Raw genomic sequence first — 23,829 nt, 5'->3', positions numbered from 1 at the left:
AATCGCCCGATTAAGTTCGGCGCCGCGCGAGCCCGAGCACGACCACGTTTCCGAGCGCCACGAGCGCGACGCCGACGAGGGCGGACACGGTCCAGGCGTAGGTTTCGAACACGCTGGATATCGCGAGGGCGACCACCGGGAACAGCACCGTCGCGAACCCGGCGCGCGCAGGGCCGATTCGCTTGATCAACGCGAGATAGGCCAGGAAGGCCGCGACCGACGAGCCGGCGGCGAGCCACAGCAGCGACAGGCCGTAGGACCAGGTGGGCTCGAAATCAAACGCCGCGCCGGACGCCAGCGCCGCCACCAGCAGCCAGAGCGTCCCGTAGATCATGCCCCAGGCGGTCGCCGCGAGATCCGGGACCTCGCGCTGAATCACGCTCGAGATCATGTTGCCGAGGCAGAAGCAGAGCGTGCCGGCGACGCAGAGCGCGAGCCCGCCGAGGGCGGCCGCCCCGAAGCCGGCTGACGCGATCTGCGGCAGATAGAGCAGGCCCACGCCCGCCACGCCCAGCGCCGCGCCCGCAAGCACCCGGATCTCGATGGCCCGTCCGAAGAACAGCGCGCCGAGCGCCAGGTTGATCGGCGAGGCGAGCGCGAAGACGACTGCGAGCAGGCCCGAAGGGACGTGGGCGCCGGCGTGGTAAAACAGCAGGAAGTTCGTCGAGTACATGAGCAGGCCCGCGAGCGCGAACTTGGCGTGCGTCCGCAAGGGGAACCGCAACGGTTCCCGTCGCGCCGCGGCGATCGCGACGCAGATCAGCGCGGACAGCCCAAAGCGCCAGACCAGCGACACGACCGGCGCCACGACGCCGAGCTGGTGATGCAGCGCGATCCAGCTCGTCCCCCACACGGTGACGAGCACCACATAGAGGCCAAGGTCGGTGCGCCCGAGGGCGCTTGGCGCGGGCGGCGGGGCCGTCTGGGCAATGACTTTCGACATGCGCATCCGTTCGGCGGCGGTCGCTGGGCGTTCCGGTTAGACCGGAACGCCCAGCGACGACAGCGCGGATCCGTGATGTTCGCCATCGCAATGCGTGATGGCCGGCTTGACGCAGACGAGCGTCGGGCCAACCTCAATCAATCGCCGCGCGTCGGAGGAGAACCGCCATGCACGTCGCCGAGAACGGCCGCATCGCTTCGGTCCATGTTCACGAGCATCTCTTCCTGGGCCAGGATCACGCCCGCAATGAGCGCCGAACCGTCGCGGTGGTCGCGGTCACCGCGACGATGATGGTGGTCGAGATCGTCGCTGGCTGGGCCTACGGATCGATGGCTCTGACCGCCGACGGCTGGCACATGGCGACCCACGCGGGCGCGATCGGCGTGGCGGCGCTCGCCTATCGCTTCGCGTCGAACCACGCGGCCGATCCGCGGTTCGCGTTCGGCGCGGGCAAGGTCGGCGATCTTGCCGGGTTCGCGAGCGCCATCATCCTGGGCGTCGTCGCCCTTGGGATCGGGTACGAATCGTTGCTTCGCCTGGCCTCGCCCCAGCCCGTCGCCTATCTCGAGGCGAGCGTGGTGGCGGTGGTGGGGCTCGCCGTGAACGTCGCGTGCGCGCTGCTGCTCGGCCACGGCCACGATCACGGCCACGGCCATGACCACGGCGATCGCCGCCACGACCATGGGCACGGTCACACGCACGACGGACACGCCGACCACAACATGCGCGGCGCCTATCTCCATGTGCTGGCGGACGCGCTGACCTCGGTGCTCGCGATCGCGGGCCTGCTCGCCGGCTGGAGCTTCGGTTGGAGCTGGGTCGATCCGGCGATCGGCGTCGTCGGCGCCGTGGTGATCGCCGTCTGGTCGATCGGCCTCGCGCGCGACAGCGGGCGGGTGCTGCTGGACGCGACCTCGAACGACGATCTGGCGGAGACCATCCGCGGACGTCTTGAAACCGGCGACGTCCGCGTGTCGGACCTTCACCTCTGGCGTGTGGGGCCCGGCCACATGGCGGCGATCGTCGCGGTGGTGACGCACCGCCCCGAGGAGCCCGCCTCTTACAAGGCCCGCCTCGCTGACCTCGCGGCTCTGAGCCACGTCACCGTCGAGGTGAACCTATGCCGCGGCCATCCGAGGGTCGCGGCGTGAGGCGTCAGTAGGCGAACTCGGCGAACACCGGATCGACGCGGCCGCCCCATGGCCCGTTGAATTTCGCCAGCAGCGCGTCCGCGAGGGTGGCCTCGTCCTCGACGACCCGCAGCAGCGGGGCGAGATGGATGCGCTCGTCGTCGCCGAACAGGTTCACCTTCGCCCGCCGCGCGAGCCCGGCGTCCGCGAGCGCCAGCGCGTCGCGCGCGACGTCGAGCGTCGAACGGTTGCGAATGCGCGCCTTCAGCCCCTCGCGGGGCACTTCGTCGCGCAGGCGCTGCCGCTCATCGGCGGTCCAGTCCTTCACGAGCTCCCAGGCGGCGTCGAGGCTCTGCTGGTCGTAGAGCAGGCCGACCCAGAACGACGGCAGCGCGCAGATGCGGCCGGTGGGTCCGGAGTCCGCGCCACGCATCTCGAGGTACCTCTTGAGCCGCACCTCGGGGAAGATCGTGCTGAGGTGGTTCGCCCAATCCGCGACGGTCGCCCGCTCGCCCGGGAGCTGGGGCAGCGTTCCCGCCAGCAGGTCGCGGAAAGAGGCGCCGGCCACGTCGTGGTAGTGGTCGCCGCGCTTCACGAAGCACATCGGCACGTCGAGCGCGTAGTCGACATAGCGCTCGAAACCCATGCCGGCGTCGAAGGCCCAGGGCAGCATGCCGGCGCGGTTGTTGTCGGTGTCGCGCCAGATCTCGGATCGGGCCGAGACGAAGCCGTTGGGCTTGCCCTCGGTGAAGGGCGAGTTCGCGAACAGCGCGGTCGCGATCGGCTGCAGCGCGAGGCTCACCCGCAGCTTGTGGACCATGTCGGCTTCGCTGGAGAAGTCGAGGTTCACCTGCACCGTCGAGGTCCGGTACATCATGTCGAGGCCGCGCGCGCCGACCTTCGGCATGTAGCGGGTCATGATGTCGTAGCGGCCCTTGGGCATGACGGGCGTCTCGGCCAGCGTCCACTTCGGGCTCATCCCAAGGCCGAGGAAGCCGACGCCCAGCGGCTCCGCCACCTGCCTCACCTGCGCGAGATGCGCGTGCAGCTCCGAGCAGGTCTGGTGGATCGTCTCGAGCGGCGCGCCGGAGAGCTCGAACTGCCCGCCCGGCTCCAGGCTGATGGCGCCGCCGCCGGTGACGTCGAACAGGCCGATGATGCGGCCGTCCTCCATGATCGGCTCCCAGCCGAGCAGCAGCTGCATGCCTTCGAGCAGCGCGCGGATGCCGTCCGTCCCCTCATAGGGAACAGGCGAGAGATCCGCGCGGCGGAACGGAAACTTCTCGTGTTCGGTGCCGATCCGGAAGCTCTCGGCGGGCTTGGAGCCCGCTTCGAACCACGCGACGAGCTCGTCCCGCGACGTGATGAAGGTCGGATCGATCTGGTCGCGTGCCATGGGCGGCTTTCAGCGGAGGAAGGCCGCAGACAGGTAAGGGGTCAAGGTTCGGGCGTAAAGGCCGGACGCCGCGGCGTCAGGAGACGCCGAGCGTGCGGCTCGCCGGGAGCACGACGACCTGCGTGCCCGTGGGCACGCGCTCATAAAGGTCGATGATGTCCTGGTTCAGCATGCGAACGCAGCCCGACGACATGGCTCGGCCGATCGAGCGCGGCGCGTTGGTGCCGTGGATGCGGTACATGGTGTCGCGGCCGCCCTGATAGAGGTAGAGCGCGCGCGCTCCGAGCGGGTTGTCGAGGCCGCCGGGCATGCCGCCGGCCCAGCGCGAATTGAGATCCGGATCGCGCGAGATCATGTCGGAGGTCGGCGTCCAGGTCGGCCACACGCCCTTGCGCTGGATCGTGGCGCGGCCGTTCCACTCCATGCCCTGCTTGCCGACGCCGACGCCGTAGCGCATCGCGCGGCCGTTCTCGAGCACGAGGTAGAGCAGGCGCGCTTCCGGATCGACGACGATCGTGCCCGGCGCTTCCCCGGTCGGATCGGAGATGTTCCGGCGGAGCACGGCCGGATGCAGCATGCGCCAGTTGATCGCCGGCAGCGGGAACTTCTCGTCCGGCTTCGCGCCGTAGACCTCGTCGTAGTTCGCGCCCTCGGGATCGATGAACGCGCGCACGTCGCTGAGGGGGTTGCTGGCGCAGGCGGCGAGGCCCAGCGGCAGCAGAGCGACGAAGCCGCGGCGAGTCAGTTTTCCGGGCGCGGCGAGAACGTCGTTACGCGACATGGCATGCGGTCCGTTCGTAAAGCATGGACGGCGCCTTCAGCCGAAGGCGTCGCCCAGAGCGGGAGAGAGGTCAGACGGGGCGGCGCGCGAAGCCGGGCCTGCGCGCCGAGGACTCAAGAGCGGACCACGACCTTGGTGCCGAGCGGCACGCGCGAGTAGAGGTCGATCACGTCCTGGTTGAGCATGCGGATGCAGCCCGACGAGACGGCCTTGCCGATCGAATAGGGCTCCACCGTGCCGTGGATGCGGAACAACGTGTCCTTGTCGCCCTGCCACAGCGCCATGGAGCGGGCGCCGAGCGGGTTGCCGGGGCCGCCCGGCATGCCGTCCTTGTAGGGACGGGCGTGCGGATCGCGCGCCACCATCTCTGCCGGCGGATGCCAGTCGGGCCACTCCAGCTTGCGGCGGATGTAGGCCTGGCCGTTCCACGCGAAGCCCTCGCGGCCCACGCCGACGCCGTAGCGGATCGCCGTGCCGTCGTCCTGCACGAGGTAGAGGAACCGGGCGTGCGGATCGATCACGATCGTGCCCGGGCCCTCCCCCGTGTCGTTCGGAACGGTCTGCTTGAGAAACTGCTGGTCCAGTCGGTTGAGGCTCACCGGCTTCACCGGGAACGGCTCGTCGGTGACGCCGTTCGCGCCGTAGCGCGCCTCGTTCGACGGGCCGGAGCCGAAGTTTGGCAGCGGCGACATCGTCACCGGAGCGACCGGCGCCGGGGTCGCCGCGAACGGCATCGGGTCGACGGCCGGAAGCGGACGCGACTGTGCGCAAGCCGCCAGCGCCAGCGGCAACAGGGCGAGCGCCCCGCGCCGTGTCCAGCGCGCGGCCGAAGCCGGGGTCGATTTAGAAGCAGTGGACATGGGCGGGGTTCTTCGCGCGACTCAAAGCTGACCATGCCGTCGCAAGCCGACGGCTCCATGACGCCTATACGCCCGTCTACGCACGGACGGCATGCCGAGTTCGCGACCCAGCCGCGATGGCGCCGCACTGCGGCTTTTCGGCAACGCGATCCGCGCCGTCCATCGCCGCCCTCCGGACGCGAGGTGAACTCTCGACGACTATGGTTAACGCGAGGTCAACATCCGGTTGCGCTTGGGGTAACCGATCACGCGCCCTCGTCGGAGCCGCGATCGGACGCGTCTATCCCCGCCCGTCCCCCGCCACCGCTTGGACCAGCGCAAGCGCGGCGACCGCCGCGGTGTCCGCGCGCAAGATCCGCGGCCCGAGCGAGATCCGGACGGTCGCGTCGAGTCGGACCAGCCGCTCCCGCTCCACCGGATCGAAGCCGCCCTCCGGGCCGATCAGGACGGCGAGCGGCCGTCCCGCGAGCGGCGCCAGCGCCGCCACCGGATTGGCGATCTCCGCCGCCTCGTCGCAGAACACCAGCGTTCGGCCGGCGTCCCAGCCGTCGAGCAGCGGATCGAAGCCGACGGGGTCGTCGATCTCGGGCACGGAGAGCACGCCGCACTGTTCCGCGGCCTCGACCACGTTGGCGCGCATGCGCTCCAGATTGACCCGGCGCGCCTCCGTGCGGCGGGTGATCACCGGGGTGAGCCGCCCCGCCCCCATCTCCACCGCCTTCTGCACCATGTAGTCGAGCCGGGCGTGCTTCAGCGGGGCGAACAGGTAGACGAGATCGTTCGCGGGCGTCTGGGGCCGGAGGAGCCGCTCGCAGGCGACCGTGACGCGCTTCTTCTCGGTCGCCGCGATCCGCCCGCCCCATTCGCCGTCGCGGCCGTTGAACAGCAGCAGCCCGTCGCCCGCCGCCATCCGCAGGACGTTGCGGAGGTAGTTCACCTGCGCGCCCTCGAGCGCGACCTCGGCGCCCTCGGCCAGATCCGCCTCGACGTGGAGCCGCGTGGTGGAGAAATCATAGTCGGCCATGGGCTTCGCTGCGTTCCGCGGACTGGCGCGCTCGGCCGGCGCGCGGGGGGAAGCGCCGTTCTGGCGCGCCAAGTCTTCGCCTTCAAGCCGCTTCGCCTTCAAGCCGCTTGACCGAACCGCGCCGATGTCGTGACGCTTCCCGGCATGATCGATCGGACCTCATCCGGCGCCGTCGCTGACGCCGCGCCTGCGAACTGGGTGGACACGACCGCGCCCGCGAGCTGGCGGCCGTTCCTGCGGCTTGCGCGGGCGGATCGGCCGATCGGGGCCTGGCTGCTGTTCTGGCCCTGCGCCTGGTCGGTCGGGCTCGCCGCCGCGGCCGCCGGCTGGAGCGCGTCGAACCTCCTGCACCTCGCGCTGTTCGCCGTCGGCTCGGTGGCGATGCGCGGCGCCGGCTGCACCTACAACGACCTCGTGGACCGCGACATCGACGCCAAGGTCGCCCGCACCCGCTCCCGCCCCCTGCCCTCCGGCCAGGTGACGGCGAAAGGCGCCGCGCTGTTCCTCGCGGCCCAGCTCCTCGTGGGCCTGCTGGTGCTGGTCGCGCTGCCGCCCTTCGCGATCCTCGTCGGCGTCTGCTCGGTGCTTCCGGTCGCGCTCTACCCCTTTATGAAGCGGATCACCTGGTGGCCGCAGGCGATGCTCGGCGTCTGCTTCGGCTGGGGCGCGCTGATGGGCTGGGCGGCGGCCTTTGAAAGCCTCGGCGCGGCGCCCCTGCTGCTGCATGGCGCGGCGTTCCTCTGGATCATCGGCTACGACACGATCTACGCCCACCAGGACAAGGAGGACGACGCCCTCGTCGGCGTCGGCTCCACCGCCCTGCTGTTCGGCGAACGCACCCGGCCCATCCTCGCGGGCCTCTACGTCGGCGCCGTCGCGCTTTTGGCCCTCGCGGTCCACGCCGCGGGCGGCGGCGCGGTCGCCTATCTCGGCGTCGCGGCCTTCGCCGCGCATTGCGGCTGGCAGGTGAAGGCGCTCGACATCGCCGACCCGACGCTGTGCCTCAAGATCTTCAAGTCGAACCGCGAAGCCGGCGCCCTTATCTTCCTGGGGCTCCTGGTCGACGCCCTTCTCAGGACGTAAGGACCGCACATGACCGACCCCGTCGTGAAGGACCCCCTCCCCCCGGAGCACAAGCGATTTGTCCTGCGGCAGGCCGGCCTGCGCCTGTGGATCGCGGCGGCGGTCGTCGTCGGGCTCGGCGTCTGGCTGTTCACCCGCCTCTGAGCGGCCGCGGCGTTCTAGCGTAACATCGGCCGTCTTCAGTACGGTCGCGGCATGAGCTGCTGCAGCCACTGCCCTTCGCCCGACGCCGGACCCGGCGGACCCGCGCAGCGCCGCGTCCTTTGGGCGGCGCTGGCGATCAACGCCGCCATGTTCGTGGTCGAGGTCGCGGCGGGGCTCGCGGCGGGATCCGCCTCGCTGCAAGCCGACGCGCTGGACTTTCTCGGCGACGCGGCGAACTACGGCGTGAGCCTTGCAGTCGTGGGCCTTGCGATCGGCCTCCGCGCCCGCGCCGCGCAGCTCAAGGGCGTCACGATGGCCGCCTTCGGGTTGTGGGTCATCGGCGCCGCGGCGTGGCACGGGCTTCACGGCACGCTGCCCGCCGCCGGAACGATGGGCGTCGTCGGCGTGCTCGCCCTCGCCGCGAACGCCGCCTCCTTCGCCCTGCTCTGGGCCTATCGTGACGGCGACGCCAACATGCGCTCGGCCTGGATCTGCACCCGCAACGACGTGGTGGGCAACGTCGCGGTGATGCTCGCGGCCCTCGGCGTGTTCGGCACGGGAACGGGCTGGCCCGACGTCATCGTCGCCGGGATCATGGCGGCTCTTGCGCTGCAGGGCGCTGTGATCGTCCTGCGCCAGGCGAACGCCGAGCTCCGCGCGGCGAAGCGCGACCTGTCGACCCGGCCCCGCCGGTCCGGTCGGCTGGAGTACCGGCCGAAAGCCTGACGCTTCGGGCGGGACGGGCCCCGCGACGCGCGACCGCCGAAGCGCCTGGCCGACCTCACCATTTCTTGATCGTGCCGAGCGTCCGTCTGGCACGTCCGCTGCCTCTGGAGCCTCGGCCGCCATCCGGCGGCGCGCGACCTGTCCACTGGGGGCCAGACATGGAAAACGCCGCACTGCTTGCGAAAATTGAGGCGCTGGAGGCCTCCGTGGCCTTGACCAAAACGGTCAACGCCGAGGTGTTCTACTGGTGGTGCACCGCGCTGATGATCGCCATCCACGCAGGCTTCCTCGCCTACGAGATGGGCGCCTCGCGCGCGAAGAACGCGCTGGCCTCCGGCCTCAAGAACCTTCTGGCCTTCGCCTTCCTGGTGCCGACCTTCTACTTCTTCGGCTGGTGGATCTATCTCGCGTTCCCCACCGGCTTCACCGTCTCCGAGGCCGCGTCCGGCGGCGTCGTCTGGGGGGAGTCCATGGGGCCGAACCTCGGGGACAACGCCTCCGGCATTTTCTGGGCCGCCTTCACGCTGTTCGCCGCCACCACCGCCTCCATCATGTCGGGCGCCGTGATCGAGCGCATCCGCATGTCGGCCTTCACCATCCTCGCCATCCTGCTCGGCGGCTTCGTCTGGATCCTGGGGGCCTCATGGGGCTGGCACCCGGAGGGCTGGCTCACCACCAGCTGGGGCCTGCACGACATCGGCGCCGCCGGCTGCGTCCACATGATCGCGGGGTTCTTCACGCTCGGCGTGCTGATCAACCTCGGGCCGCGGCTTGGGCGCTTCAACGCCGACGGCACGGTCAACCACATCGCCGGCCACAACATGCCGATGTCGCTGATCGGCCTGATGATCATCGTGATGGGCTTCTTCGGCTTCCTCGGCGGCTGCATCATCTACAACGGCGGCACGTGGATGACGATCTACAACACGCCGACCACCCTCTCCGCCTTCGCCTTCAACACCCTGATGGGCGTCGCCGGCGGCATGATCGGCTCCTACCTCGTCACCCGCGATCCGTTCTGGATGATGTCCGGCGCGCTGATCGGCGTGATCTCCTCGGCGCCCGGCCTCGACGTCTACTACCCGGCGCTCGCCTTCCTGATCAGCTTCGTCGGCGGCTGCGTCATCCCGAAGCTCGCGGACATGCTGCTGGTGCGCTTCAAGATCGACGACGCGGTGGGCGCGGTGGCCGTCCACGGCTTCGGCGGCGTCTGGGGCTTGCTCGCCGCGGGCCTCTTCGCCTCCGGCTACCCCAACGTCAGCGGTCCCGCCGTCTCGTTCAGCGGCCAGCTGATGAGCGTCGTGGTGTTCGCGGTGCTCGGCTTCGTGCCCGGCTTCGCGGCGTCCTACCTGCTGAAGATGTTCGGCCTGCTCCGCACCGATCCCAAGGTCGAGCTCGCGGGCCTCGACATCTCGGAAGTGCCGGTCAAGGCCTATCCGGAAGCCTCCACCATCCCGGCCTTCACCGGCGAGGCGCTGAGCCCCGCCGAGTGACGTCCCGATCCCGCGCGCGGACGGCCCGCCCGCGCGCCGGTCCCATCCACCGTTCAAGGAGATACGCGATGAACTCCGCTCCGATCACCACCTGGGAAGGCGCCAAGGCCTACTTCACCTTCGCCGACCAGCCGGGCGTGCTGATGGTCATCAGCGCGCTCGCGCTCGCCGTCTGCGTCGGCACCATCGCCTCGATGATCCGCCACGAGAACGCCTGCGTCCGGAAGGCCAACGGCGCCTGAGACGGTCGACGACCTCTCGAACGAAAAGCGGCGGAGCGCATGGCGCCCCGCCGCTTTGTCCATGCGTTGAAACGCGACCGCGTCGGGTCCCCCTCCCCCCTTGCGGGGAGGGGTTAGGGGTGGGGGGGTGGCGCAGAACGAATCTCGCCGCCCGGGCAAGATGACGCCTGAGCGGAGGTCTCCCTCCGAGATCCACTCGGAGCCACCCCCACCCCTAACCCCTCCCCACAGGGGGGAGGGGAAAAGCACCTTCTTATCCAATGACTTAGCTCGTCAGTTCCGGGCGATGATCTCGCGTTCGCCGCGGTTGACCTTCGTCTCGGCCGTGAGCTTGCCCGTCCGGCGTTTCACGAGGAAGCGCGGGCGGCGGCCGGCGAGCAGGCTGTGGCGCCGGCGCGGACGCGGGCGGCCGACTTCGACCAGCCCGAGCAGCTTCGCCGGCGTCGAGCGGCGGCCGTCGAGCTCCTCGACCAGCAGCGGCAGCTTGAGCGCCCGCCCCCAGCTCTTCCATTCGGCCAGCCCGTCGCCGCCCGGCGCGCTCTCGTGGAGCGGCACGTCGAGCGCGCGGTCGCGGTGGGCGAGGACCACCTCGACCCGGTCGCATTCCGGCTTCTCGCCCGGCGCAACGCGCACGGCGACGCCGGAAAAGCAATTGAGGGGAACCGCGATCCGCATCGATACGCTCCGAACCATCCTGTCCACCACGACGCGCCCGGCTTCGAGCGTCACGCGCCGTTCGCCCCCGTCCGCCGCGGCGTCGGGCGCCGCGAAACGGACAGGAAGCGCGAAGGGATCGAGCCGGTCGGCCGACCCCGTTCCGACGCGCGCCTGCACGCCGGCCTCGGTTTGACGTCCCACTGTTCAGTCTCCCTGAAGGCTCATTTGTTCGAGCTCTTCGTCTGTTACTGACGATGACTTGGGAGCGACCCACAGCGGCTTAACGGAGCTGGTGAATCCTTTCTGACCCTGTCGCCATGCTGAAGAGGAGCTTTCGGGACAGGGTAAGCGCGGGTTAAACGGAAAGGCGCGAATGCGACCATGGCCTGCGACCGCCCGTGGACTTGCGCGCGGGCCATCATCCCGACACTTTGCGGGGGCGCTTAAGGCCCCTCCCCGATCCGCCCCCGTTCATAAGGCGTCCCCCGACCGTGCAGTCCTCCGCCGCGCCGCTCGATCTCGAACGCCTCGCCGGCCGTCTCGCGGAGGTGGTCACGGCCGCAGGCGCAATCGCGGCGGCGCTGTTCGCCAATGGCGGCGCGCAGAAGTGGACCAAGGCCGACGACAGCCCGGTCACCGAGGCCGATCTCGCCGTCGACCGCTACCTCGCCGAACGGCTGCCGCCGCTCGCGCCGGGCTCCGGCTGGCTGTCCGAGGAGACCGCCGACACCCCCGACCGCCTCACCCGCCGCCATGTCTGGGTGGTCGACCCGATCGACGGCACCCGCGCCTTCGTGGACGGCGTGCCGGAATGGGTGGTCTCGGTCGCGCTGGTGGAGGACGGCAAGCCGATCGTCGGCATCGTCCACAACCCGGTCAAGAACGTGACCCACGCAGCGATCCGCGGCGGCGGCGCGACCCTCAACGGGCGCGTGCTCGCCGTCGCCGACGCGGCCTCGCTCGACGGCGCGCGCGTCGGCGGAACGAAGTCGCTGATCGCCCCCTTGCGCCCGCGCGGCGTGCAGGAGGGGGCGTGGATCTACGCGCTCGCGAACCGGCTGGTGAAGGTCGCCGACGGCGCGCTGGACGCCGCCCTCGCCCGTCCCGCCGCCCACGACTGGGACATCGCGGCCGCGCACCTGATCCTCGAGGAGGCCGGCGCGAAGCTGACCGACTTCGACGGCGCGCAGCCCTCCTACAACCGCGAAACCACCCGGCACGGGGCGCTCGTCGCCGCCGCGCCGGAGCGACACGGCGTGCTGCTCGCCGCGATCGCGAACGACCCGACCCTTACCGCCGCCAAGGAATGGAAACGATGACCGACGCCGTGCAGCCCAAGCAGCTCCTCCACCTCGTGTTCGGCGGGGAGCTCGAGGACGTGTCCGGCGTCAAGTTCCACGACCTCGCCAAGCTCGACATCGTCGGCGTGTTCCCGGACTACGAGAGCGCCCGGGCCGCCTGGAAGGCGAAGGCGCAGGCGACCGTCGACGACGCGCACATGCGCTACTTCGTCGTGCATCTCCACCGGCTACTGGAGCCGGACGCGCCGAAGTAGGCGAAGACGCGCCGGCGCCTCCCCAGATGCCGACGTCGCCGCCATGCTGAAGTCGCTGGGGCGCTCCGCCGCCGCGCAGGGAGCGGCGGGCCGCCTGCTCGCGAGCTATATCCGGCTGGTGCGCGCGTCCAACCGCTGGATTTTCGAGCCCGCCGACTTCCAGGATCGGCTGGTCCCGCACCTCCCCGTGATCGTCGCGCTGTGGCATGGGCAGCACCTCATGGTGCCGGCCATGAAGCGCGACGACATGCCGGCCCGGACGCTGGCCTCGCGGCACGTCGACGGCGGGATCAACGCCATCGCCTGCGCCTCCTTCGGCATCGGCGCGGTGCGCGGGTCCGGCGGCGAGGGCCGCAAGGCGCTGAAGCGGGGCGGCGCGCGGGCGCTGCGGGAGATGCTCGAGGCGCTGAAGGCCGGCGACAGCATGGTGTTCACCGCCGACGTGCCGAAGGTCTCAGGCGTCGCGGGCGACGGGGTGGCGCTGCTCGCCAAGCTCTCGGGGCGGCCGATCTTCCCCTTCGCGGTCGCGACCAGCCGGTCGAAGACGCTCGCGACCTGGGACCGGGCCGAGATCAATCTTCCGTTCGGCCGCGGCGCCGTGGTGCTGGGCGAGCCGATCCATGTCGCGCCCGACGCCGACGCCGACGCCCTGGAGGCCGCGCGGCAAGCGGTCGGCGACGGCCTCGACCGGGCCCACGCGCGCGCCTACGCTCTCGTCGGACGCCGCTGGGGACGGCCGCAGGCCGGCCCTGAGGCGGACACAAACGGCGCCCATGTCTGGCCGCCGACATGACCGACGTCCTCTCGTCCCGGCAGCGTTCCATGGCCGACCGCATCCGCCTCCGCGTCACCGCGCCGCTCGCGCTCTACCGCGAGGGCCTCAAGGTCGCGCGGCCGTTCGCCGGCGCGCTGCTGCGCCGCCGCGCCGGAGCGGGCAAGGAAAGCGCCGAACGGCTCGGCGAGCGGCGCGGGCGCGCCGGCGTCGCGCGGCCGGACGGTCCGCTCGTGTGGCTGCATGGGGCGAGCGTCGGCGAGCTGGTCTCGCTGCTGCCGCTGATCGAGAGCCTGACGCGGCGCGGCTTCTGGGCGCTGGTCACCACCGGCACCGTGACCTCGGCGGCGGTCGCGGCCGAGCGGCTGCCCGAGGGCGCCATCCACCAGTTCCTGCCGCTCGACGTGCCGGCCTACGCCGACCGCTTCCTCGAGCACTGGAAGCCCGATCTCGTTCTGATCGCGGAGAGCGAGCTCTGGCCGAACCTGCTCCGCCGCGCCCGCCGGCTCGGCGCGCCGATCGGCCTCGTCAACGCGCGGATGTCGCAGCGCTCGTTCGCGCGCTGGCGGCGGGCGCCCCGGACCATCGGCGCCCTGCTCGGGCATTTCGATTCCTGCCTCGCCCAGTCCGCGGGCGACGCCGCGCGCTTCGCCGAGCTCGGCGCGCGCCATGTGGTCGACGTCGGCAACCTGAAGTTCGACTCGCCGCCGCCGCCCGCCGATCCGGCGACGCTGACCGCGCTCGGCCGCCTCGTCCGCGGACGCCCGGTGTTCGTGGCGGCGAGCACCCATCCCGGCGAGGACGCGGCTGTCGCCCGCGCCCACGCCGTGGCCCGGGTGCGCGCGCCCGACCTGCTCACAATCCTCGCCCCGCGCCATCCCGCCGCCGGGGCCGCCGCGGTCGAGGCCGCGAGCCTGCAGGGCGTCGTGGCGCAGACCCGGTCCTCCGGAGCGGCTCCGGACCGCGAGAGCGAGTTCTACGTCGCCGACACCATCGGCGAGCTCGGCCTGTTCTACCGGATCGCCGACGTCGTCTTCATGGGCGGGTCGCTCGCGCCCCACGGCGGGCAGAACCCGATCGAGCCCGCAAAGCTCGGCAAGCCGGTCCTGCACGGGCCGCACGTGCGCAACTTCGCCGACATCTACGGCGCGCTCGACGCGGCCCGCGGCGCGGCGGAAGTCGACGGACCCGACGCCCTCGGGGCCGCGGCGGGCGACATGCTCGCCGATCCGCACGCCCGCGCGGCCATGGGCGCCGCGGCGGAGGCGACCTGCGCCCGGCTCGGCGGCGCGCTGAACCGCACGCTCCAGGCGATCGAGCCCTATCTCATCCAGCTCCGGCTCGGCGTGGGCTGATGCGCGCGCCCGGTTTCTGGTGGCGGGAGCCGGGCCTCGCCGCGGCGGCCCTCGCGCCGCTGGGGGCGCTCTATGGCGCCGTCGCCGCGCGGCGCATGGCGCGAAGGGGCGAGACCGTCTCCGCGCCCGTCGTCTGCGTCGGCAACTTCGTCGTCGGCGGCGCCGGCAAGACCCCGACCGCGATCTTCCTCGCCGAGCGCCTCGCGGCCGCCGGGAAGCGCCCCTTCCTGCTCTCGCGCGGCTATGGCGGGAGCCTCGACGGCCCCACGCTGGTCGACGCCCGGACGCACCTCGCCTCCGAGGTCGGCGACGAGCCGCTGCTTCTCGCAACGGCGGCCCCGACGGTCGTCGCGCGGAACCGGCCCGCCGGGGCCCGCTTCGCGGCCGATCGCGGCGCTGGCGTGATCATCCTCGACGACGGGTTGCAGAATCCCGAGCTCGCCAAGACTGTCACGCTCGCCGTCGTGGACGGCGCACGCGGCGTCGGCAACGGCCGCTGCCTGCCGGCGGGGCCGTTGCGCGCGCCGCTGGCTGCGCAGTTCGCCCGGACGGACATGATCCTCGTCATAGGCCCCGGCGCGCCGGGCGCGGCGCTGGCTATAGAGGCGGGTCGCCGCGGCCTCGCCGTCCATCACGGCGCCCTGGTCCCCGCTCCGCAGGACGCCGAACGTCTCCACGGGCGCCGCGTGATCGCGGTCGCGGGGCTCGGCCGCCCGGAGAAACTGCGCGACACTCTGGAGGCGATCGGCGCGCGAGTGGAACGCTTCGTAGCGCTCGGCGACCACGCCCTTCCCAGCGAAACGCAGGCGCGCGCCGTCGCGGACGCCGCCCGCGCCGCCGACGCGGTGGTCGTCACGACGGAGAAGGACTTCGTGAAGTGGCGGGAGCAACGGCCGGAGCTGGCGGAGATCGCCGTCGCCCTGCCGGTGCGGCTGATCGTCGAGGAGGAGGAGCGTCTGCTGGCGAGCCTCCGCGCCGCAATCGCAGCAGCGCGCGGGGACGGCGCAGCCCTTTGAAGCGATCGCGCTCAATCTTTTAGGATGCAAACCGTACGCGCGTGTCCCGGACGTGATCCGGGACCAAGACGCCCTCATGCCCGAGACATGAGGCGCGCCGCCGCGTTTTGTCCGGGTGCCGCCGCGGCTCTGGGTGCCGGATCACGTCCGGGACCCGAGTGGGAGTTTTTCCGTCGCATCCGCGCAAAGGCCCAGGCATGACGGCGGTCGTCAGTCCAGAGGGATCAAGGCCTCAGCCCTTGCCCAATTCCCGCGCGAGCGCCTCGCCGGCGCCGGCGTAGGCCTCCTGGCGGGCGACGCTCCAGTAGCGCAGTTCGTCCAGGGCGATCTTTTCGCCGGTGACGGCGCACAGCACATAGCCGCCGGGCTTCAGCACGCGAAAATCGGCGTCGAGGTAGCGGACCTCGGCTTCGCCGGACGACGGCGGGCGTTCGTAGCGGTTCATCGGGTTCCCCGGCTCAGGGTGTAGCCGGGGATATAGGCGAGGCGGAGCCGCCGGGCAAATGGCGCGGGAAGGTCAGCCGCGCATCAGGGCGTCGATGTCGTCCTGGGCGATCGCGACGTTGGCGTCCTGCGGCCCATGCAGCAGCAGTTCGCGGGCGCGCTTCTCGCGGTCCGTCTCCGGCCCGGCCTGGTCGTCGCCCTCGGTCTTCACCGCAGCGGCGAAGCGGCCGACGCGCTGCTCGATGTTCTCCAGCGTCTCGATCACGCGGGCGATGCGCTGGCCGGTGAGGTCCTGGAACGAGCAGGCCTCGAAGATCTCCATGACCTTCTCGTTGACCACCGCCTTGAAGGTCGCCTCGTCCTCGCCTTCGGCGTTCATCATCGCCTCGGCGCATTCCATGATCGTGTTCGTGGCCTGCTCGGTCGCGGTCACGATCGCGCCGAGATGCTCGCCCGCGGTCGCGATCTTGCCGGACTTGAGCTCGCCGGCCCGCAGAGCCGCGATCTCGTCGCGCATGCGGGTGATGTAGTCGGCGATGTCGCGCAGCTCGCGGTAGATCGAGCGGTCGATCGAGGCGAAGAACGCCTGCATCGAGTCCGCCGTGATCTCGGCGAGCGAGACCACGTCGCTGAAGGAGGCCTCGCCGGCGCTCTTGGCGTCGACATAGGCTCTCACACGGTCGAACGGTTCAGTCAAAGCGCGATCAGCGCGTTTGGCGGACATGCTTATTCTCCAAACACCGCGTCGATCTTCGCCTTGAGCGTCTGGGCGTTGAACGGCTTCACGATGTAGTTGTTGACGCCGGCCTTCTTGGCCGCGATGACGTTCTCAGTCTTGGATTCGGCAGTGACCATGATGAACGGCGTGCGGTTGAGCTTGTCGTCGGCGCGCACTTCGCGCAGAAGCTCGATGCCGGTCATGGGCTCCATGTTCCAGTCGGAGATGACCAGGCCGTAGCGCTTGTCGCGCATCTTGCCGAGCGCTTCCGACCCGTCGGCCGCCTCGTCCACGTCTTCGAAGCCGATCTGCTTCAAGAGGTTGCGGATGATGCGGAGCATCGTCTTGTAATCGTCGACGATGAGCACCGGCATCGTATGGTCGATGGCCATCCGAAAAATCCTTTTTCCAGAGGGGCGTCGTCCTGAGCCCCTTAAGCGACGTCCGCGGTCGGCGCGGCCAATCGCGCCTGAGACGACGATGCTGCCGCACGCTGGTTGATTTTCGGTTTAGCTGCGTCGCGATGATTGCGGCCGTTTCGTCATCCGAAAGGCGCGTTGCACCGCAGCGAACCGGGACGCACAGTGCCGGCCGCTCGGGGTCCCGGGCGTTTTGCAACGACCGACCGTGACGCCATGACCGCCGTTCTGCAGCCCAGGGACGCTTCGCCCGCCGAGCCGGTCGACCAGATCGCGTTCGAGGATCTCGTCATCGGCCAGACCGCCGAGATCCGCCACGAGGTGTCGGAGGACGGCGTCAAGACCTTCGCGGCGCTCACCGGCGACACCAACCCGATCCATCTCTCGGAAGCCTACGCCGCCAACACCCGCTTCGGGGGCCGAATCGCCCATGGGCTCTACACCGCGAGCCTGATTTCGGCGGTGCTCGGCACGCGGCTTCCCGGCCCCGGCGCGGTCTATCTCTCGCAGACCATCAAGTTCCGCGCGCCCGTGCGCATCGGCGACGAGGTGGTCGCCCAGGTCGAGATCACCGCGCTCGATCCCGGCCGCCAGCGGGCGACCTTCTTCTGCACCTGCTCGGTGGGCGACAAGGTCGTGCTGGACGGCGAGGCCCAGGTGATGGTGCCGAGCCGCGACGAGATCGACGCCGAGCTGGCGTAAGGCTCCGAAGCCTCCTTTTCTCCCCTTGCGGGAGAAGGCGTTGCGACCTTGCGCATCGTCTCGACCCACGGAGTTCGGCGCCGCCGACGCGGGCGCTCCATCCCGTCTCCGCCGCAAGCGAAAATCCGTCGCAATTGAGCTTTCCGCGCCCTTTCTCCGGGCGAGGAAGCGTGATGTAACGGTCGGGCCCGAACGACGCGAACCTGCGGTTTGTCGATGTCACTGACCGAACTCGACCCTTACAAGCTGTCCTCGCCGCGGGTGTTCCTGCTGCGCATGGTGATCTTTCTCGCGCTGGTCGGCTTCGTCGGCCTGATCCTGCACGAACAGATCGCCCGCGCCTTCCTCGCCAACGCGGGCCTCAACGCGCTGATCTTCGCGGTGCTGGTGATCGGCATCCTGCTCGCCTTCCGGCAGGTGGTGCGGCTGTTCCCCGAGGTGCGCTGGGTGAACGCCTTCCGCATGTCGGATCCGGGCCTCGCGCTGCGCGAGCAGCCCAAGCTGCTGGCGCCGATGGCCTCGCTGCTCGGCGACCGTTTCGGCCATGCGCCGATCGGCACGACGCTGATGCGCTCGATCCTCGATTCGATCGGCACCCGGCTCGACGAAGCCCGCGAGATCGGCCGCTACCTCACAGGCCTGCTGGTGTTTCTGGGCCTGCTCGGCACCTTCTGGGGCCTGCTCGAGACGGTCGGCTCGATCTCCGGCGTGATCTCCTCGCTCGGCGGCGGCGGCACGCAGGACACCTCCGTGCTGTTCGAGGAGCTGAAGAACGGCCTCGCCGGGCCGCTCGCCGGCATGGGCACCTCCTTCTCCGCGTCGCTGTTCGGCCTCGCCGGCTCGCTGGTGCTCGGCTTCCTCGACCTGCAGGCCGGCCAGGCCCAGAACCGGTTCCACAACGAGCTCGAGGATTGGCTCGCGGCCGCGGTCGCCGCCAACGATGCCGGCGCCTCCGACGCGCCCGTCGTGACGAACGCGGGCGTCGCGCCGCACGTCGGGTCCCCGGACGTCGCCGCCGCGCTCGACCGGCTGGGCAAGACCATGTCCGAGCAGACCTCCGGCAAGGCCGCCGCCCAGGCGACCGCGCATCTCGCGGAGGGCATCCAGGGCCTCGTCAAGCACATGCGCTCGGAGCAGCAGTTGATCCGCGACTGGGTGGAGGCGCAGGCCCGCCAGCAGGAGGCGATCCGCGGCCTGCTAGAGAAGCTCGCGAACGAGAACGAGCGGACCTCCTGAGATGGCGCTGAGCTCGCGGCGGCGCTACCAGCCGGTCGACTACTGGCCGGGCTTCGTCGACGCGCTGTCGACGCTGCTGCTCGTCATCATCTTCCTGCTGACCGTGTTCATGGTCGCCCAGTTCCTGCTCGGCCGCGAGGTCTCGGGCAAGGACACGGCGCTGCAGCGCCTCAACGCGCAGATCGCGGAGCTCACCGACCTGCTGGCGCTCGAGCGGTCGAGCGTCCGCTCCGCACAGGAGGACATCTCCTCGCTGAGCGCGAGCCTGCAGGCGGTCCAGAGCGAACGCGACCGGCTGAAGGCCGCGGCGGAAGCTGGCGCAAGCCGGGCCGACGCCGCGGGCGGACAGGCCTCCGCGCTGCAGGGCCAGCTCGACCGCGAGCGCGACCTCTCCGCCCGCGCCCAGAGTCAGATCGAGCTGCTGAACCAGCAGATCGCGGCGCTTCGTCGGCAGATGGCCGCGCTCGAGGACGCCCTGAACGCCTCCGAGACCCGCGACCGCGAGAGTCAGGCCAAGCTCGCGGACCTCGGCTCCCGGCTGAACGTGGCGCTCGCCCAGCGCGTGCAGGAACTCAACCGCTACCGCTCCGACTTCTTCGGGCGGCTGCGCCAGATCCTCGCCGACCGGCCGGACGTGCGGGTGGTGGGCGACCGCTTCGTGTTCCAGTCCGAGGTGCTGTTCGACGTCGGCCAGGGCCTCTTGAGCGAAGCCGCGAAGCCGGAGCTCGACAAGATCGCCCAGGCGCTGGTGCAGCTCAACGGCGAGATCCCGTCCGACATCAACTGGGTGATGCGGGTCGACGGCCACACCGACATCCGCCCGACCCGCGGCGCGTTTCCGTCGAACTGGTCGCTGTCGGCCGCGCGGGCCATCGCGGTGGTCGAGTATCTCGTCTCGAAGGGCGTGCCGCCCCAGCGCCTGCTGGCCGCCGGCTTCGGCGAGTTCCAGCCGCTCGACACCGCCCAGACCGAAGACGCCTACCGCCGCAACCGACGGATCGAGCTCAAGCTGACGGAGCGGTAGAGTCTCGGGACATGAGTGATCCGGTCAGGCCGGACCACGACGGCGAGGGCCCAGAGGCCGACCGGGCGCGCGTTCGGAGAACCGGGCCGGGCGAGCCGCAGTGGTTAGCGCTCGAAGCTCGACGTCAGGGTCCCCCTCTCCCCTTGCGGGAGAGGGTTGGGGTGAGGGGTCGTCCGGGACGCCCTCGTCGCCGTTCAGGATGCCCCGGACGCCCCCTCATCCGGCGCTCCGCGCCACCTTCTCCCGCAAGGGGAGAAGGCAAGACGCGTCGAGCCTTCAGAACGTCTTCCTGAGAAAGAACCGCTCGCGGCCGCGCGGGTGGCCGGGGATCGAGCCGAAGACCTCGAAGCCGAGCTTCTCGTAGAAGCCGCGGGCCTGGAAGTCGAAGGTGTCGAGCCAGATCCCGGCGCAACCGCGCGCGCGGGCTTCGGTCTCCGCCTGCGCCAGAACCGCCGCGCCCAGACCCTGGCCGCGCAGGGCCTCAGGGATCACCAGCAGCTCCACGTAGAGCCAGTCGAAGCTGGTGCGGCCCCAGAGGCCGCCGAGGGTCTCGGCCGTCTGCGAATCGCGCAGCAGCACGGCGAGCGGCCGCGCGCCGGAGGGGCCGACGACGGCGTCGTTGTAGGCGACCAGCTCCCGCAGGATGACCTCGCGGTCGGACGGCGAGCCTGCGTCGGTGACGACGACGTCCGGCGTCATCCCGCGACGGCGCGACGGGCGTTGGCGTCCACGTCCATCTGGCCGAACTGCAGGTCCGCGAGGCGGGCGTAAAGCCCGCGGCGGGCGACCAGCTCGGCGTGGGTCCCCTCCTCCGCCACGCGGCCGCCGTCGAGCACCAGGATGCGGTCGGCGGCGAGCACGGTGGCGAGGCGATGGGCGATGACCAACGTGGTGCGGTCCTTGCGGCTAGCGGCGAGCGCCTCCTGCACCAGCGTCTCGCTTTCGCTGTCGAGCGCGGAGGTCGCCTCGTCCAGCAGCAGCAGCGAGGCGTCCTTGAGGAAGGCGCGGGCGAGCGCGACCCGCTGGCGCTGGCCGCCGGAGAGCGTCACGCCGCGCTCGCCGAGCGGCGTGTCGTAGCCCTGCGGCAGCGCGGTGAGGAAGCGGTCCGCGCCCGCGAGCCGGGCCGCCTGCTCGACCTCGGCGTCGGTCGCGTCGGCCCGGCCGAGCCGGATGTTCTCGCGCGCCGACAGCGCGAACACGACGGGATCCTGCGGCACGAGCGCGATTCGGGCGCGCAGGTCCGCGAGGTCGGCGTCGCGCAGGTCGACGCCGTCGAGCGTGACGCGACCGCCAAGCGGGTCATAGAAGCGCAGCGCAAGGTGGAACAGGGTGCTCTTGCCGGCGCCCGAGGGGCCGACAATCGCCAGCGTCTCGCCCGGCCGCGCGGCGAAAGTGACGCCGTCGAGCACGCCGCCCTCGGCCGCCGCGCCGTAGGCGAAGCGCACGGACTCGAAGGCGAGCGCCCCGCGGGCCGGCTGCGGCAGCGGCCTCGGCGACGCTGGATTCGCGATGTCAGGCTTGGTCGCAAGGATCTCGCCCAGCCGCTCGGCGGAGCCGGCCGCCTGGGAGATCTCGCCCCAGACGTTGGAGAGTTCGCCGATCGCGCCCGCCGCAAACACGGCGTAGAGCACGAACTGGCCGAGCGTGCCCGGCGACATCGCGCCGGAGAGCACGCCGGTCGCGCCGTACCACAGCACGCCCACCACGCTCGCGAAGATCAGGAAGATCGCGATCGCCGTCAGAATGGCTCGCGCCGTGATCGAGGACTGCGCGGCTGAGTAGGCCTCCTCCACCGCGAAGGAGAAGCGGCCGGCGACGCGGGCCTCGGCGTTGTAGGCCTGGACGGTGCGCATCGCGCCGACCGCCTCGCCCGCGACCGCCGAGGCGTCGGCCAGCGTGTCCTGCGCCGCGCGGGAGCGGCGACGCACGGAGCGGCCGAAGGCCACCAGCGGCAGCACGATCAGCGGAATGGCGCCGAGCACGAGAGCGGAGAGCTTCGGGCTCGTCACCACCATCATCGCGGCCGCGCCGAAGAACAGGAACAGATTGCGCAGCGCGACGGACGCCGAGGCGCCGAAGGCCGCCTTGATCTGCGTCGTGTCCGCGGTCAGCCGCGACACGATCTCGCCGGAGCGGGCGCTGTCGTAGAACGAGGGGGAGAGCTTGGTCAGATGGGCGAAGACGGCCGAGCGCAGGTCCGCCACCACGCGCTCGCCGAGCGTCGTCACGAACCAGTAGCGCGAGGCGCTGGCCAGCGCGAGCACGCCGACCACGATCAGCATGGCGCCGAAATACTGGTCCACCCTGCCGGGATGGTCGTTCGAGAAGCCGAAGTCGATCAGCCGCCGCACCGCGACCGGGATCGCGAGCGTCGCCGCCGAGGCCGCGACCAGGGCCACGAAGGCGCCGGCGATGCGCCCCTTGTGACGGAGGGCGAACGGGCTGAGGGCTGCGAGAGGCCTGAGGGAGCGGGACCGCGCCGCGGGCGCCGACGCCTCCCCGACGTCAGCTGAGCGAGATCGACGCGCCATGACGGACCTTCTTTGGGATCGTTCCAGACGACATGGCCGAGGGTTATGCCGTTTCTTGGGGTTCGGCGCCAACCCCACCTTGGCGCGGCGCAATCGCACGGCCGCGGTTGTTCCCGGCCGCGTCTTGGGTTATAGGCTGCCGCCTTAAGAGATCACCCGCTTCCGACGAGGCGCCTTTCGAGCGCGCCCGAGCAGCTGAACAGAGACGCGTCATGAAGGCCGACATCCACCCCGACTACCACGCGATCAAGGTCCTGATGACCGACGGGACCGAGTACGAGACCCGTTCGACCTACGGCAAGTCCGGCGACACGCTGCAGCTCGACATCGACCCCCGGACCCATCCGGCGTGGACCGGCGGCTCGGCCCAGCTGACCGACCGCGGCGGCCGTCTGTCGCGCTTCAACAAGCGCTTCGCCAACTTCGGCATCTCGAAGACCAACTGATTCGACCTTCTTGACGGGTCCATAAAGCCCCGGCCGCGCCCCCTGCGCGGCCGGGGCTTTCGTTTGTCGCGCCTTTGGCGCTTGATCGGCGGCCTCCGCGCTCCTAGTTTAGAAGAAATCTAAACAAGGATTGGCGCATGTTGTCCCTGCTGGGCGGTCGGAGACGTTTCGACGACCTTTCCGAACGCGAGATTCTCGCGCTGGCGATCTCCTCGGAAGAGGACGACGCGCGGATCTATGCGGACTACGCCGCCCGGCTCGACGCCGACTACCCCGCCTCCGCGACCGTCTTCCGCGGCATGGCGGAGGAGGAGGACCGCCACCGCCGCCTCCTGCTGGACCTGTTCGCCCGGCGGTTCGGCCCCCATGTGCCCCTGATCCGCCGCGAGCACGTCGCGGGGTATTACGCCCGTCGACCGATCTGGCTCGTCGACGAGCTCGGCATCGAGCGCGTCCGCGCGGAGGCGGAACGTATGGAGGAGGACGCGGCGCGGTTCTACGAACTGGCCGCCAAGCGCACGAGCGACGCCGACACACGGAAGCTGCTCGGCGACCTCGCCCAGCAGGAACGCGGCCACCAGGCGACCGCCGACCATCTGGCGGACGCCAACCTTGGCTCGGCCGCCCGGACCACGGAGGCCGACACCGCGCGCCGGAAGCTGATCCTGACCTGGGTTCAGCCCGGCCTCGCCGGCCTGATGGACGGCTCTGTCTCGACGCTCGCGCCGATCTTCGCCACCGCCTTCGCCACTCAGAACTCCCACACGACGCTGCTTGTGGGCCTCGCCGCCGCCATCGGCGCCGGCATTTCGATGGGCTTCACGGAGGCCGCGCACGACGACGGGGTGATCTCGGGCCGCGGGTCGCCGCTGAAGCGCGGCCTCGCCTCCGGCGTCATGACCGCCGTCGGGGGCCTCGGGCACGCCCTGCCCTACCTTATCGGCGATTTCTGGACGGCGACCGCGATCGCGGCGCTGGTGGTCGTCGTGGAACTCTGGGCGATCGCCTGGATCCAGAACCGCTTCATGGAGACGCCGATGATGCGGGCGATCGTGCAGGTGGTGGTCGGCGGCGCGCTGGTGTTCGCGGCGGGGGTGCTGATCGGCGGCGCCTGAGGCCGCGCCGCGCTCAG

At 70.8% G+C, this 23,829-nt stretch carries 27 protein-coding genes; 16 read left to right on the top strand and 11 right to left on the bottom strand.

Annotation, left to right across the window (positions count from 1 at the left end):
• Positions 1-10 precede the first annotated feature (10 nt).
• Positions 11-943 carry a DMT family transporter gene (locus tag K244_RS0100535; RefSeq protein ID WP_020184283.1) on the bottom strand — a complete coding sequence of 311 codons (933 nt, stop codon included), beginning with the start codon at positions 941-943 and terminating at the stop codon, positions 11-13.
• A gap of 167 nt (positions 944-1,110) precedes the next feature.
• On the opposite strand from K244_RS0100535, the gene dmeF reads away from it, so the two are divergent.
• Positions 1,111-2,094 carry a CDF family Co(II)/Ni(II) efflux transporter DmeF gene (dmeF, locus tag K244_RS0100530; RefSeq protein WP_020184281.1) on the top strand — a complete coding sequence of 328 codons (984 nt, stop codon included), beginning with the start codon at positions 1,111-1,113 and terminating at the stop codon, positions 2,092-2,094.
• 4 nt (positions 2,095-2,098) lie between these two features.
• Here dmeF and K244_RS0100525 read toward each other — a convergent pair whose 3' ends face one another.
• The 4 genes from K244_RS0100525 to K244_RS0100510 form a co-directional block, all read right to left on the bottom strand.
• Positions 2,099-3,469 (bottom strand): glutamate--cysteine ligase, encoded by a 1,371-nt coding sequence (locus K244_RS0100525; RefSeq protein ID WP_020184280.1) that lies wholly within the window; start codon positions 3,467-3,469, stop codon positions 2,099-2,101.
• Between the two features lie 76 nt (positions 3,470-3,545).
• Positions 3,546-4,250: a L,D-transpeptidase gene (locus K244_RS0100520; protein WP_020184279.1), complete on the bottom strand. Its 705-nt coding sequence runs from the start codon at positions 4,248-4,250 to the stop codon at positions 3,546-3,548.
• A 113-nt stretch (positions 4,251-4,363) separates the two neighbouring features.
• Positions 4,364-5,110, bottom strand: a complete 747-nt coding sequence (locus K244_RS0100515) for a L,D-transpeptidase (protein WP_036305325.1) — start codon at positions 5,108-5,110, stop codon at positions 4,364-4,366.
• A 280-nt stretch (positions 5,111-5,390) separates the two neighbouring features.
• Positions 5,391-6,134, bottom strand: a complete 744-nt coding sequence (locus tag K244_RS0100510) for a 16S rRNA (uracil(1498)-N(3))-methyltransferase (protein WP_020184277.1) — start codon at positions 6,132-6,134, stop codon at positions 5,391-5,393.
• 144 nt (positions 6,135-6,278) lie between these two features.
• Here K244_RS0100510 and ubiA point away from each other — a divergent pair, with 144 nt between their 5' ends.
• From ubiA to K244_RS23815, 5 genes are all read left to right on the top strand, one after another.
• A complete protein-coding gene (gene ubiA, locus K244_RS0100500) occupies positions 6,279-7,217 on the top strand; it encodes a 4-hydroxybenzoate octaprenyltransferase (RefSeq protein WP_024816227.1) in 939 nt (312 codons plus the stop codon).
• Positions 7,218-7,226: 9 nt separating this feature from the next.
• Positions 7,227-7,361: a hypothetical protein gene (locus K244_RS24285; protein WP_020184274.1), complete on the top strand. Its 135-nt coding sequence runs from the start codon at positions 7,227-7,229 to the stop codon at positions 7,359-7,361.
• A gap of 51 nt (positions 7,362-7,412) precedes the next feature.
• A complete protein-coding gene (locus tag K244_RS0100490; RefSeq protein WP_020184273.1) occupies positions 7,413-8,087 on the top strand; it encodes a cation transporter in 675 nt (224 codons plus the stop codon).
• A gap of 206 nt (positions 8,088-8,293) precedes the next feature.
• The gene (locus K244_RS0100485) at positions 8,294-9,580 is read left to right on the top strand and encodes an ammonium transporter (protein ID WP_245259719.1); all 1,287 of its coding nucleotides are present in this window, start codon (positions 8,294-8,296) and stop codon (positions 9,578-9,580) included.
• A 68-nt stretch (positions 9,581-9,648) separates the two neighbouring features.
• The gene (locus K244_RS23815) at positions 9,649-9,822 is read left to right on the top strand and encodes a hypothetical protein (protein ID WP_020184271.1); all 174 of its coding nucleotides are present in this window, start codon (positions 9,649-9,651) and stop codon (positions 9,820-9,822) included.
• Between the two features lie 273 nt (positions 9,823-10,095).
• Here K244_RS23815 and K244_RS0100475 read toward each other — a convergent pair whose 3' ends face one another.
• A complete protein-coding gene (locus tag K244_RS0100475) occupies positions 10,096-10,680 on the bottom strand; it encodes a DUF6101 family protein (protein ID WP_020184270.1) in 585 nt (194 codons plus the stop codon).
• A 290-nt stretch (positions 10,681-10,970) separates the two neighbouring features.
• Between K244_RS0100475 and K244_RS0100470 the strand changes: the two genes are divergently transcribed.
• Genes K244_RS0100470 through lpxK form a run of 5 tightly spaced genes read left to right on the top strand, consistent with a single transcriptional unit; the run spans position 10,971 to position 15,177 of the window.
• On the top strand, positions 10,971-11,798 hold the full coding sequence (locus tag K244_RS0100470; RefSeq protein WP_020184269.1) for a 3'(2'),5'-bisphosphate nucleotidase CysQ: 828 nt from the start codon (positions 10,971-10,973) through the stop codon (positions 11,796-11,798).
• Positions 11,795-12,034, top strand: a complete 240-nt coding sequence (locus K244_RS0100465; protein ID WP_020184268.1) for a DUF4170 domain-containing protein — start codon at positions 11,795-11,797, stop codon at positions 12,032-12,034. The genes K244_RS0100470 and K244_RS0100465 overlap by 4 nt, the downstream gene beginning before the upstream one ends.
• A 43-nt stretch (positions 12,035-12,077) precedes the next feature.
• A complete protein-coding gene (locus K244_RS0100460) occupies positions 12,078-12,827 on the top strand; it encodes a lysophospholipid acyltransferase family protein (RefSeq protein ID WP_020184267.1) in 750 nt (249 codons plus the stop codon).
• Positions 12,824-14,161, top strand: coding sequence for a 3-deoxy-D-manno-octulosonic acid transferase (locus K244_RS0100455; RefSeq protein ID WP_020184266.1), 1,338 nt, complete (start codon positions 12,824-12,826; stop codon positions 14,159-14,161). The genes K244_RS0100460 and K244_RS0100455 overlap by 4 nt, the downstream gene beginning before the upstream one ends.
• On the top strand, positions 14,161-15,177 hold the full coding sequence (gene lpxK, locus K244_RS0100450; RefSeq protein ID WP_020184265.1) for a tetraacyldisaccharide 4'-kinase: 1,017 nt from the start codon (positions 14,161-14,163) through the stop codon (positions 15,175-15,177). The genes K244_RS0100455 and lpxK overlap by 1 nt, the downstream gene beginning before the upstream one ends.
• Before the next feature lie 232 nt (positions 15,178-15,409).
• On the opposite strand, the gene K244_RS0100445 is transcribed toward lpxK, so the two are convergent.
• From K244_RS0100445 to K244_RS0100435, 3 genes are all read right to left on the bottom strand, one after another.
• Positions 15,410-15,622 carry a DUF2093 domain-containing protein gene (locus K244_RS0100445; protein WP_020184264.1) on the bottom strand — a complete coding sequence of 71 codons (213 nt, stop codon included), beginning with the start codon at positions 15,620-15,622 and terminating at the stop codon, positions 15,410-15,412.
• A gap of 72 nt (positions 15,623-15,694) precedes the next feature.
• Positions 15,695-16,345 carry a protein phosphatase CheZ gene (locus K244_RS0100440; protein WP_020184263.1) on the bottom strand — a complete coding sequence of 217 codons (651 nt, stop codon included), beginning with the start codon at positions 16,343-16,345 and terminating at the stop codon, positions 15,695-15,697.
• A 2-nt stretch (positions 16,346-16,347) separates the two neighbouring features.
• The gene (locus K244_RS0100435) at positions 16,348-16,731 is read right to left on the bottom strand and encodes a response regulator (protein WP_020184262.1); all 384 of its coding nucleotides are present in this window, start codon (positions 16,729-16,731) and stop codon (positions 16,348-16,350) included.
• A gap of 243 nt (positions 16,732-16,974) precedes the next feature.
• Here K244_RS0100435 and K244_RS0100430 point away from each other — a divergent pair, with 243 nt between their 5' ends.
• The 3 genes from K244_RS0100430 (at position 16,975) to K244_RS0100420 (ending at position 19,720) form a co-directional block, all read left to right on the top strand.
• On the top strand, positions 16,975-17,460 hold the full coding sequence (locus K244_RS0100430; RefSeq protein WP_020184261.1) for a MaoC family dehydratase: 486 nt from the start codon (positions 16,975-16,977) through the stop codon (positions 17,458-17,460).
• A 216-nt stretch (positions 17,461-17,676) separates the two neighbouring features.
• Positions 17,677-18,696 carry a hypothetical protein gene (locus K244_RS0100425; protein WP_020184260.1) on the top strand — a complete coding sequence of 340 codons (1,020 nt, stop codon included), beginning with the start codon at positions 17,677-17,679 and terminating at the stop codon, positions 18,694-18,696.
• Position 18,697: 1 nt separating this feature from the next.
• Entirely contained in the window at positions 18,698-19,720 is a 1,023-nt protein-coding gene (locus K244_RS0100420; protein WP_020184259.1) for a peptidoglycan -binding protein, read from the top strand.
• A 276-nt stretch (positions 19,721-19,996) separates the two neighbouring features.
• On the opposite strand, the gene K244_RS0100415 is transcribed toward K244_RS0100420, so the two are convergent.
• Both K244_RS0100415 and K244_RS0100410 read right to left on the bottom strand, forming a co-directional pair.
• Positions 19,997-20,419: a GNAT family N-acetyltransferase gene (locus K244_RS0100415; protein WP_020184258.1), complete on the bottom strand. Its 423-nt coding sequence runs from the start codon at positions 20,417-20,419 to the stop codon at positions 19,997-19,999.
• Positions 20,416-22,251, bottom strand: coding sequence for an ABC transporter transmembrane domain-containing protein (locus tag K244_RS0100410; protein WP_020184257.1), 1,836 nt, complete (start codon positions 22,249-22,251; stop codon positions 20,416-20,418). Before K244_RS0100410 ends, K244_RS0100415 begins: the two co-directional genes overlap by 4 nt.
• 212 nt (positions 22,252-22,463) lie before the next feature.
• Between K244_RS0100410 and rpmE the strand changes: the two genes are divergently transcribed.
• On the top strand, positions 22,464-22,697 hold the full coding sequence (gene rpmE / locus K244_RS0100405; RefSeq protein ID WP_020184256.1) for a 50S ribosomal protein L31: 234 nt from the start codon (positions 22,464-22,466) through the stop codon (positions 22,695-22,697).
• 137 nt (positions 22,698-22,834) lie between these two features.
• The gene (mbfA, locus tag K244_RS0100400; RefSeq protein WP_020184255.1) at positions 22,835-23,812 is read left to right on the top strand and encodes an iron exporter MbfA; all 978 of its coding nucleotides are present in this window, start codon (positions 22,835-22,837) and stop codon (positions 23,810-23,812) included.
• The last annotated feature ends 17 nt before the right edge of the window (positions 23,813-23,829 follow it).

The sequence above is a fragment of the Methylopila sp. 73B genome (assembly GCF_000526315.1).
In the GTDB taxonomy this organism is placed as follows: domain Bacteria; phylum Pseudomonadota; class Alphaproteobacteria; order Rhizobiales; family Methylopilaceae; genus Methylopila.
Note: the sequence above shows the minus strand (reverse complement) of the source record. Positions and strands in the feature narration are given on the sequence as shown.

Coding starts and splice junctions, on each gene's coding strand:
- K244_RS0100435 (WP_020184262.1), bottom strand. CDS start 16,731: ATGGCCATCGACCATACGATGCCGGTGCTCATCGTCGACGATTACAAG.
- rpmE (WP_020184256.1), top strand. CDS start 22,464: ATGAAGGCCGACATCCACCCCGACTACCACGCGATCAAGGTCCTGATG.
- K244_RS23815 (WP_020184271.1), top strand. CDS start 9,649: ATGAACTCCGCTCCGATCACCACCTGGGAAGGCGCCAAGGCCTACTTC.
- K244_RS0100420 (WP_020184259.1), top strand. CDS start 18,698: ATGGCGCTGAGCTCGCGGCGGCGCTACCAGCCGGTCGACTACTGGCCG.
- K244_RS0100445 (WP_020184264.1), bottom strand. CDS start 15,622: ATGAACCGCTACGAACGCCCGCCGTCGTCCGGCGAAGCCGAGGTCCGC.
- K244_RS0100465 (WP_020184268.1), top strand. CDS start 11,795: ATGACCGACGCCGTGCAGCCCAAGCAGCTCCTCCACCTCGTGTTCGGC.
- K244_RS0100415 (WP_020184258.1), bottom strand. CDS start 20,419: ATGACGCCGGACGTCGTCGTCACCGACGCAGGCTCGCCGTCCGACCGC.
- dmeF (WP_020184281.1), top strand. CDS start 1,111: ATGCACGTCGCCGAGAACGGCCGCATCGCTTCGGTCCATGTTCACGAG.
- K244_RS0100440 (WP_020184263.1), bottom strand. CDS start 16,345: ATGTCCGCCAAACGCGCTGATCGCGCTTTGACTGAACCGTTCGACCGT.
- ubiA (WP_024816227.1), top strand. CDS start 6,279: ATGATCGATCGGACCTCATCCGGCGCCGTCGCTGACGCCGCGCCTGCG.
- lpxK (WP_020184265.1), top strand. CDS start 14,161: ATGCGCGCGCCCGGTTTCTGGTGGCGGGAGCCGGGCCTCGCCGCGGCG.
- K244_RS0100455 (WP_020184266.1), top strand. CDS start 12,824: ATGACCGACGTCCTCTCGTCCCGGCAGCGTTCCATGGCCGACCGCATC.
- K244_RS0100525 (WP_020184280.1), bottom strand. CDS start 3,469: ATGGCACGCGACCAGATCGATCCGACCTTCATCACGTCGCGGGACGAG.
- K244_RS0100430 (WP_020184261.1), top strand. CDS start 16,975: ATGACCGCCGTTCTGCAGCCCAGGGACGCTTCGCCCGCCGAGCCGGTC.
- K244_RS24285 (WP_020184274.1), top strand. CDS start 7,227: ATGACCGACCCCGTCGTGAAGGACCCCCTCCCCCCGGAGCACAAGCGA.
- K244_RS0100535 (WP_020184283.1), bottom strand. CDS start 943: ATGTCGAAAGTCATTGCCCAGACGGCCCCGCCGCCCGCGCCAAGCGCC.
- K244_RS0100425 (WP_020184260.1), top strand. CDS start 17,677: ATGTCACTGACCGAACTCGACCCTTACAAGCTGTCCTCGCCGCGGGTG.
- K244_RS0100410 (WP_020184257.1), bottom strand. CDS start 22,251: ATGGCGCGTCGATCTCGCTCAGCTGACGTCGGGGAGGCGTCGGCGCCC.
- K244_RS0100460 (WP_020184267.1), top strand. CDS start 12,078: ATGCTGAAGTCGCTGGGGCGCTCCGCCGCCGCGCAGGGAGCGGCGGGC.
- K244_RS0100490 (WP_020184273.1), top strand. CDS start 7,413: ATGAGCTGCTGCAGCCACTGCCCTTCGCCCGACGCCGGACCCGGCGGA.
- K244_RS0100510 (WP_020184277.1), bottom strand. CDS start 6,134: ATGGCCGACTATGATTTCTCCACCACGCGGCTCCACGTCGAGGCGGAT.
- K244_RS0100520 (WP_020184279.1), bottom strand. CDS start 4,250: ATGTCGCGTAACGACGTTCTCGCCGCGCCCGGAAAACTGACTCGCCGC.
- mbfA (WP_020184255.1), top strand. CDS start 22,835: ATGTTGTCCCTGCTGGGCGGTCGGAGACGTTTCGACGACCTTTCCGAA.
- K244_RS0100515 (WP_036305325.1), bottom strand. CDS start 5,110: ATGTCCACTGCTTCTAAATCGACCCCGGCTTCGGCCGCGCGCTGGACA.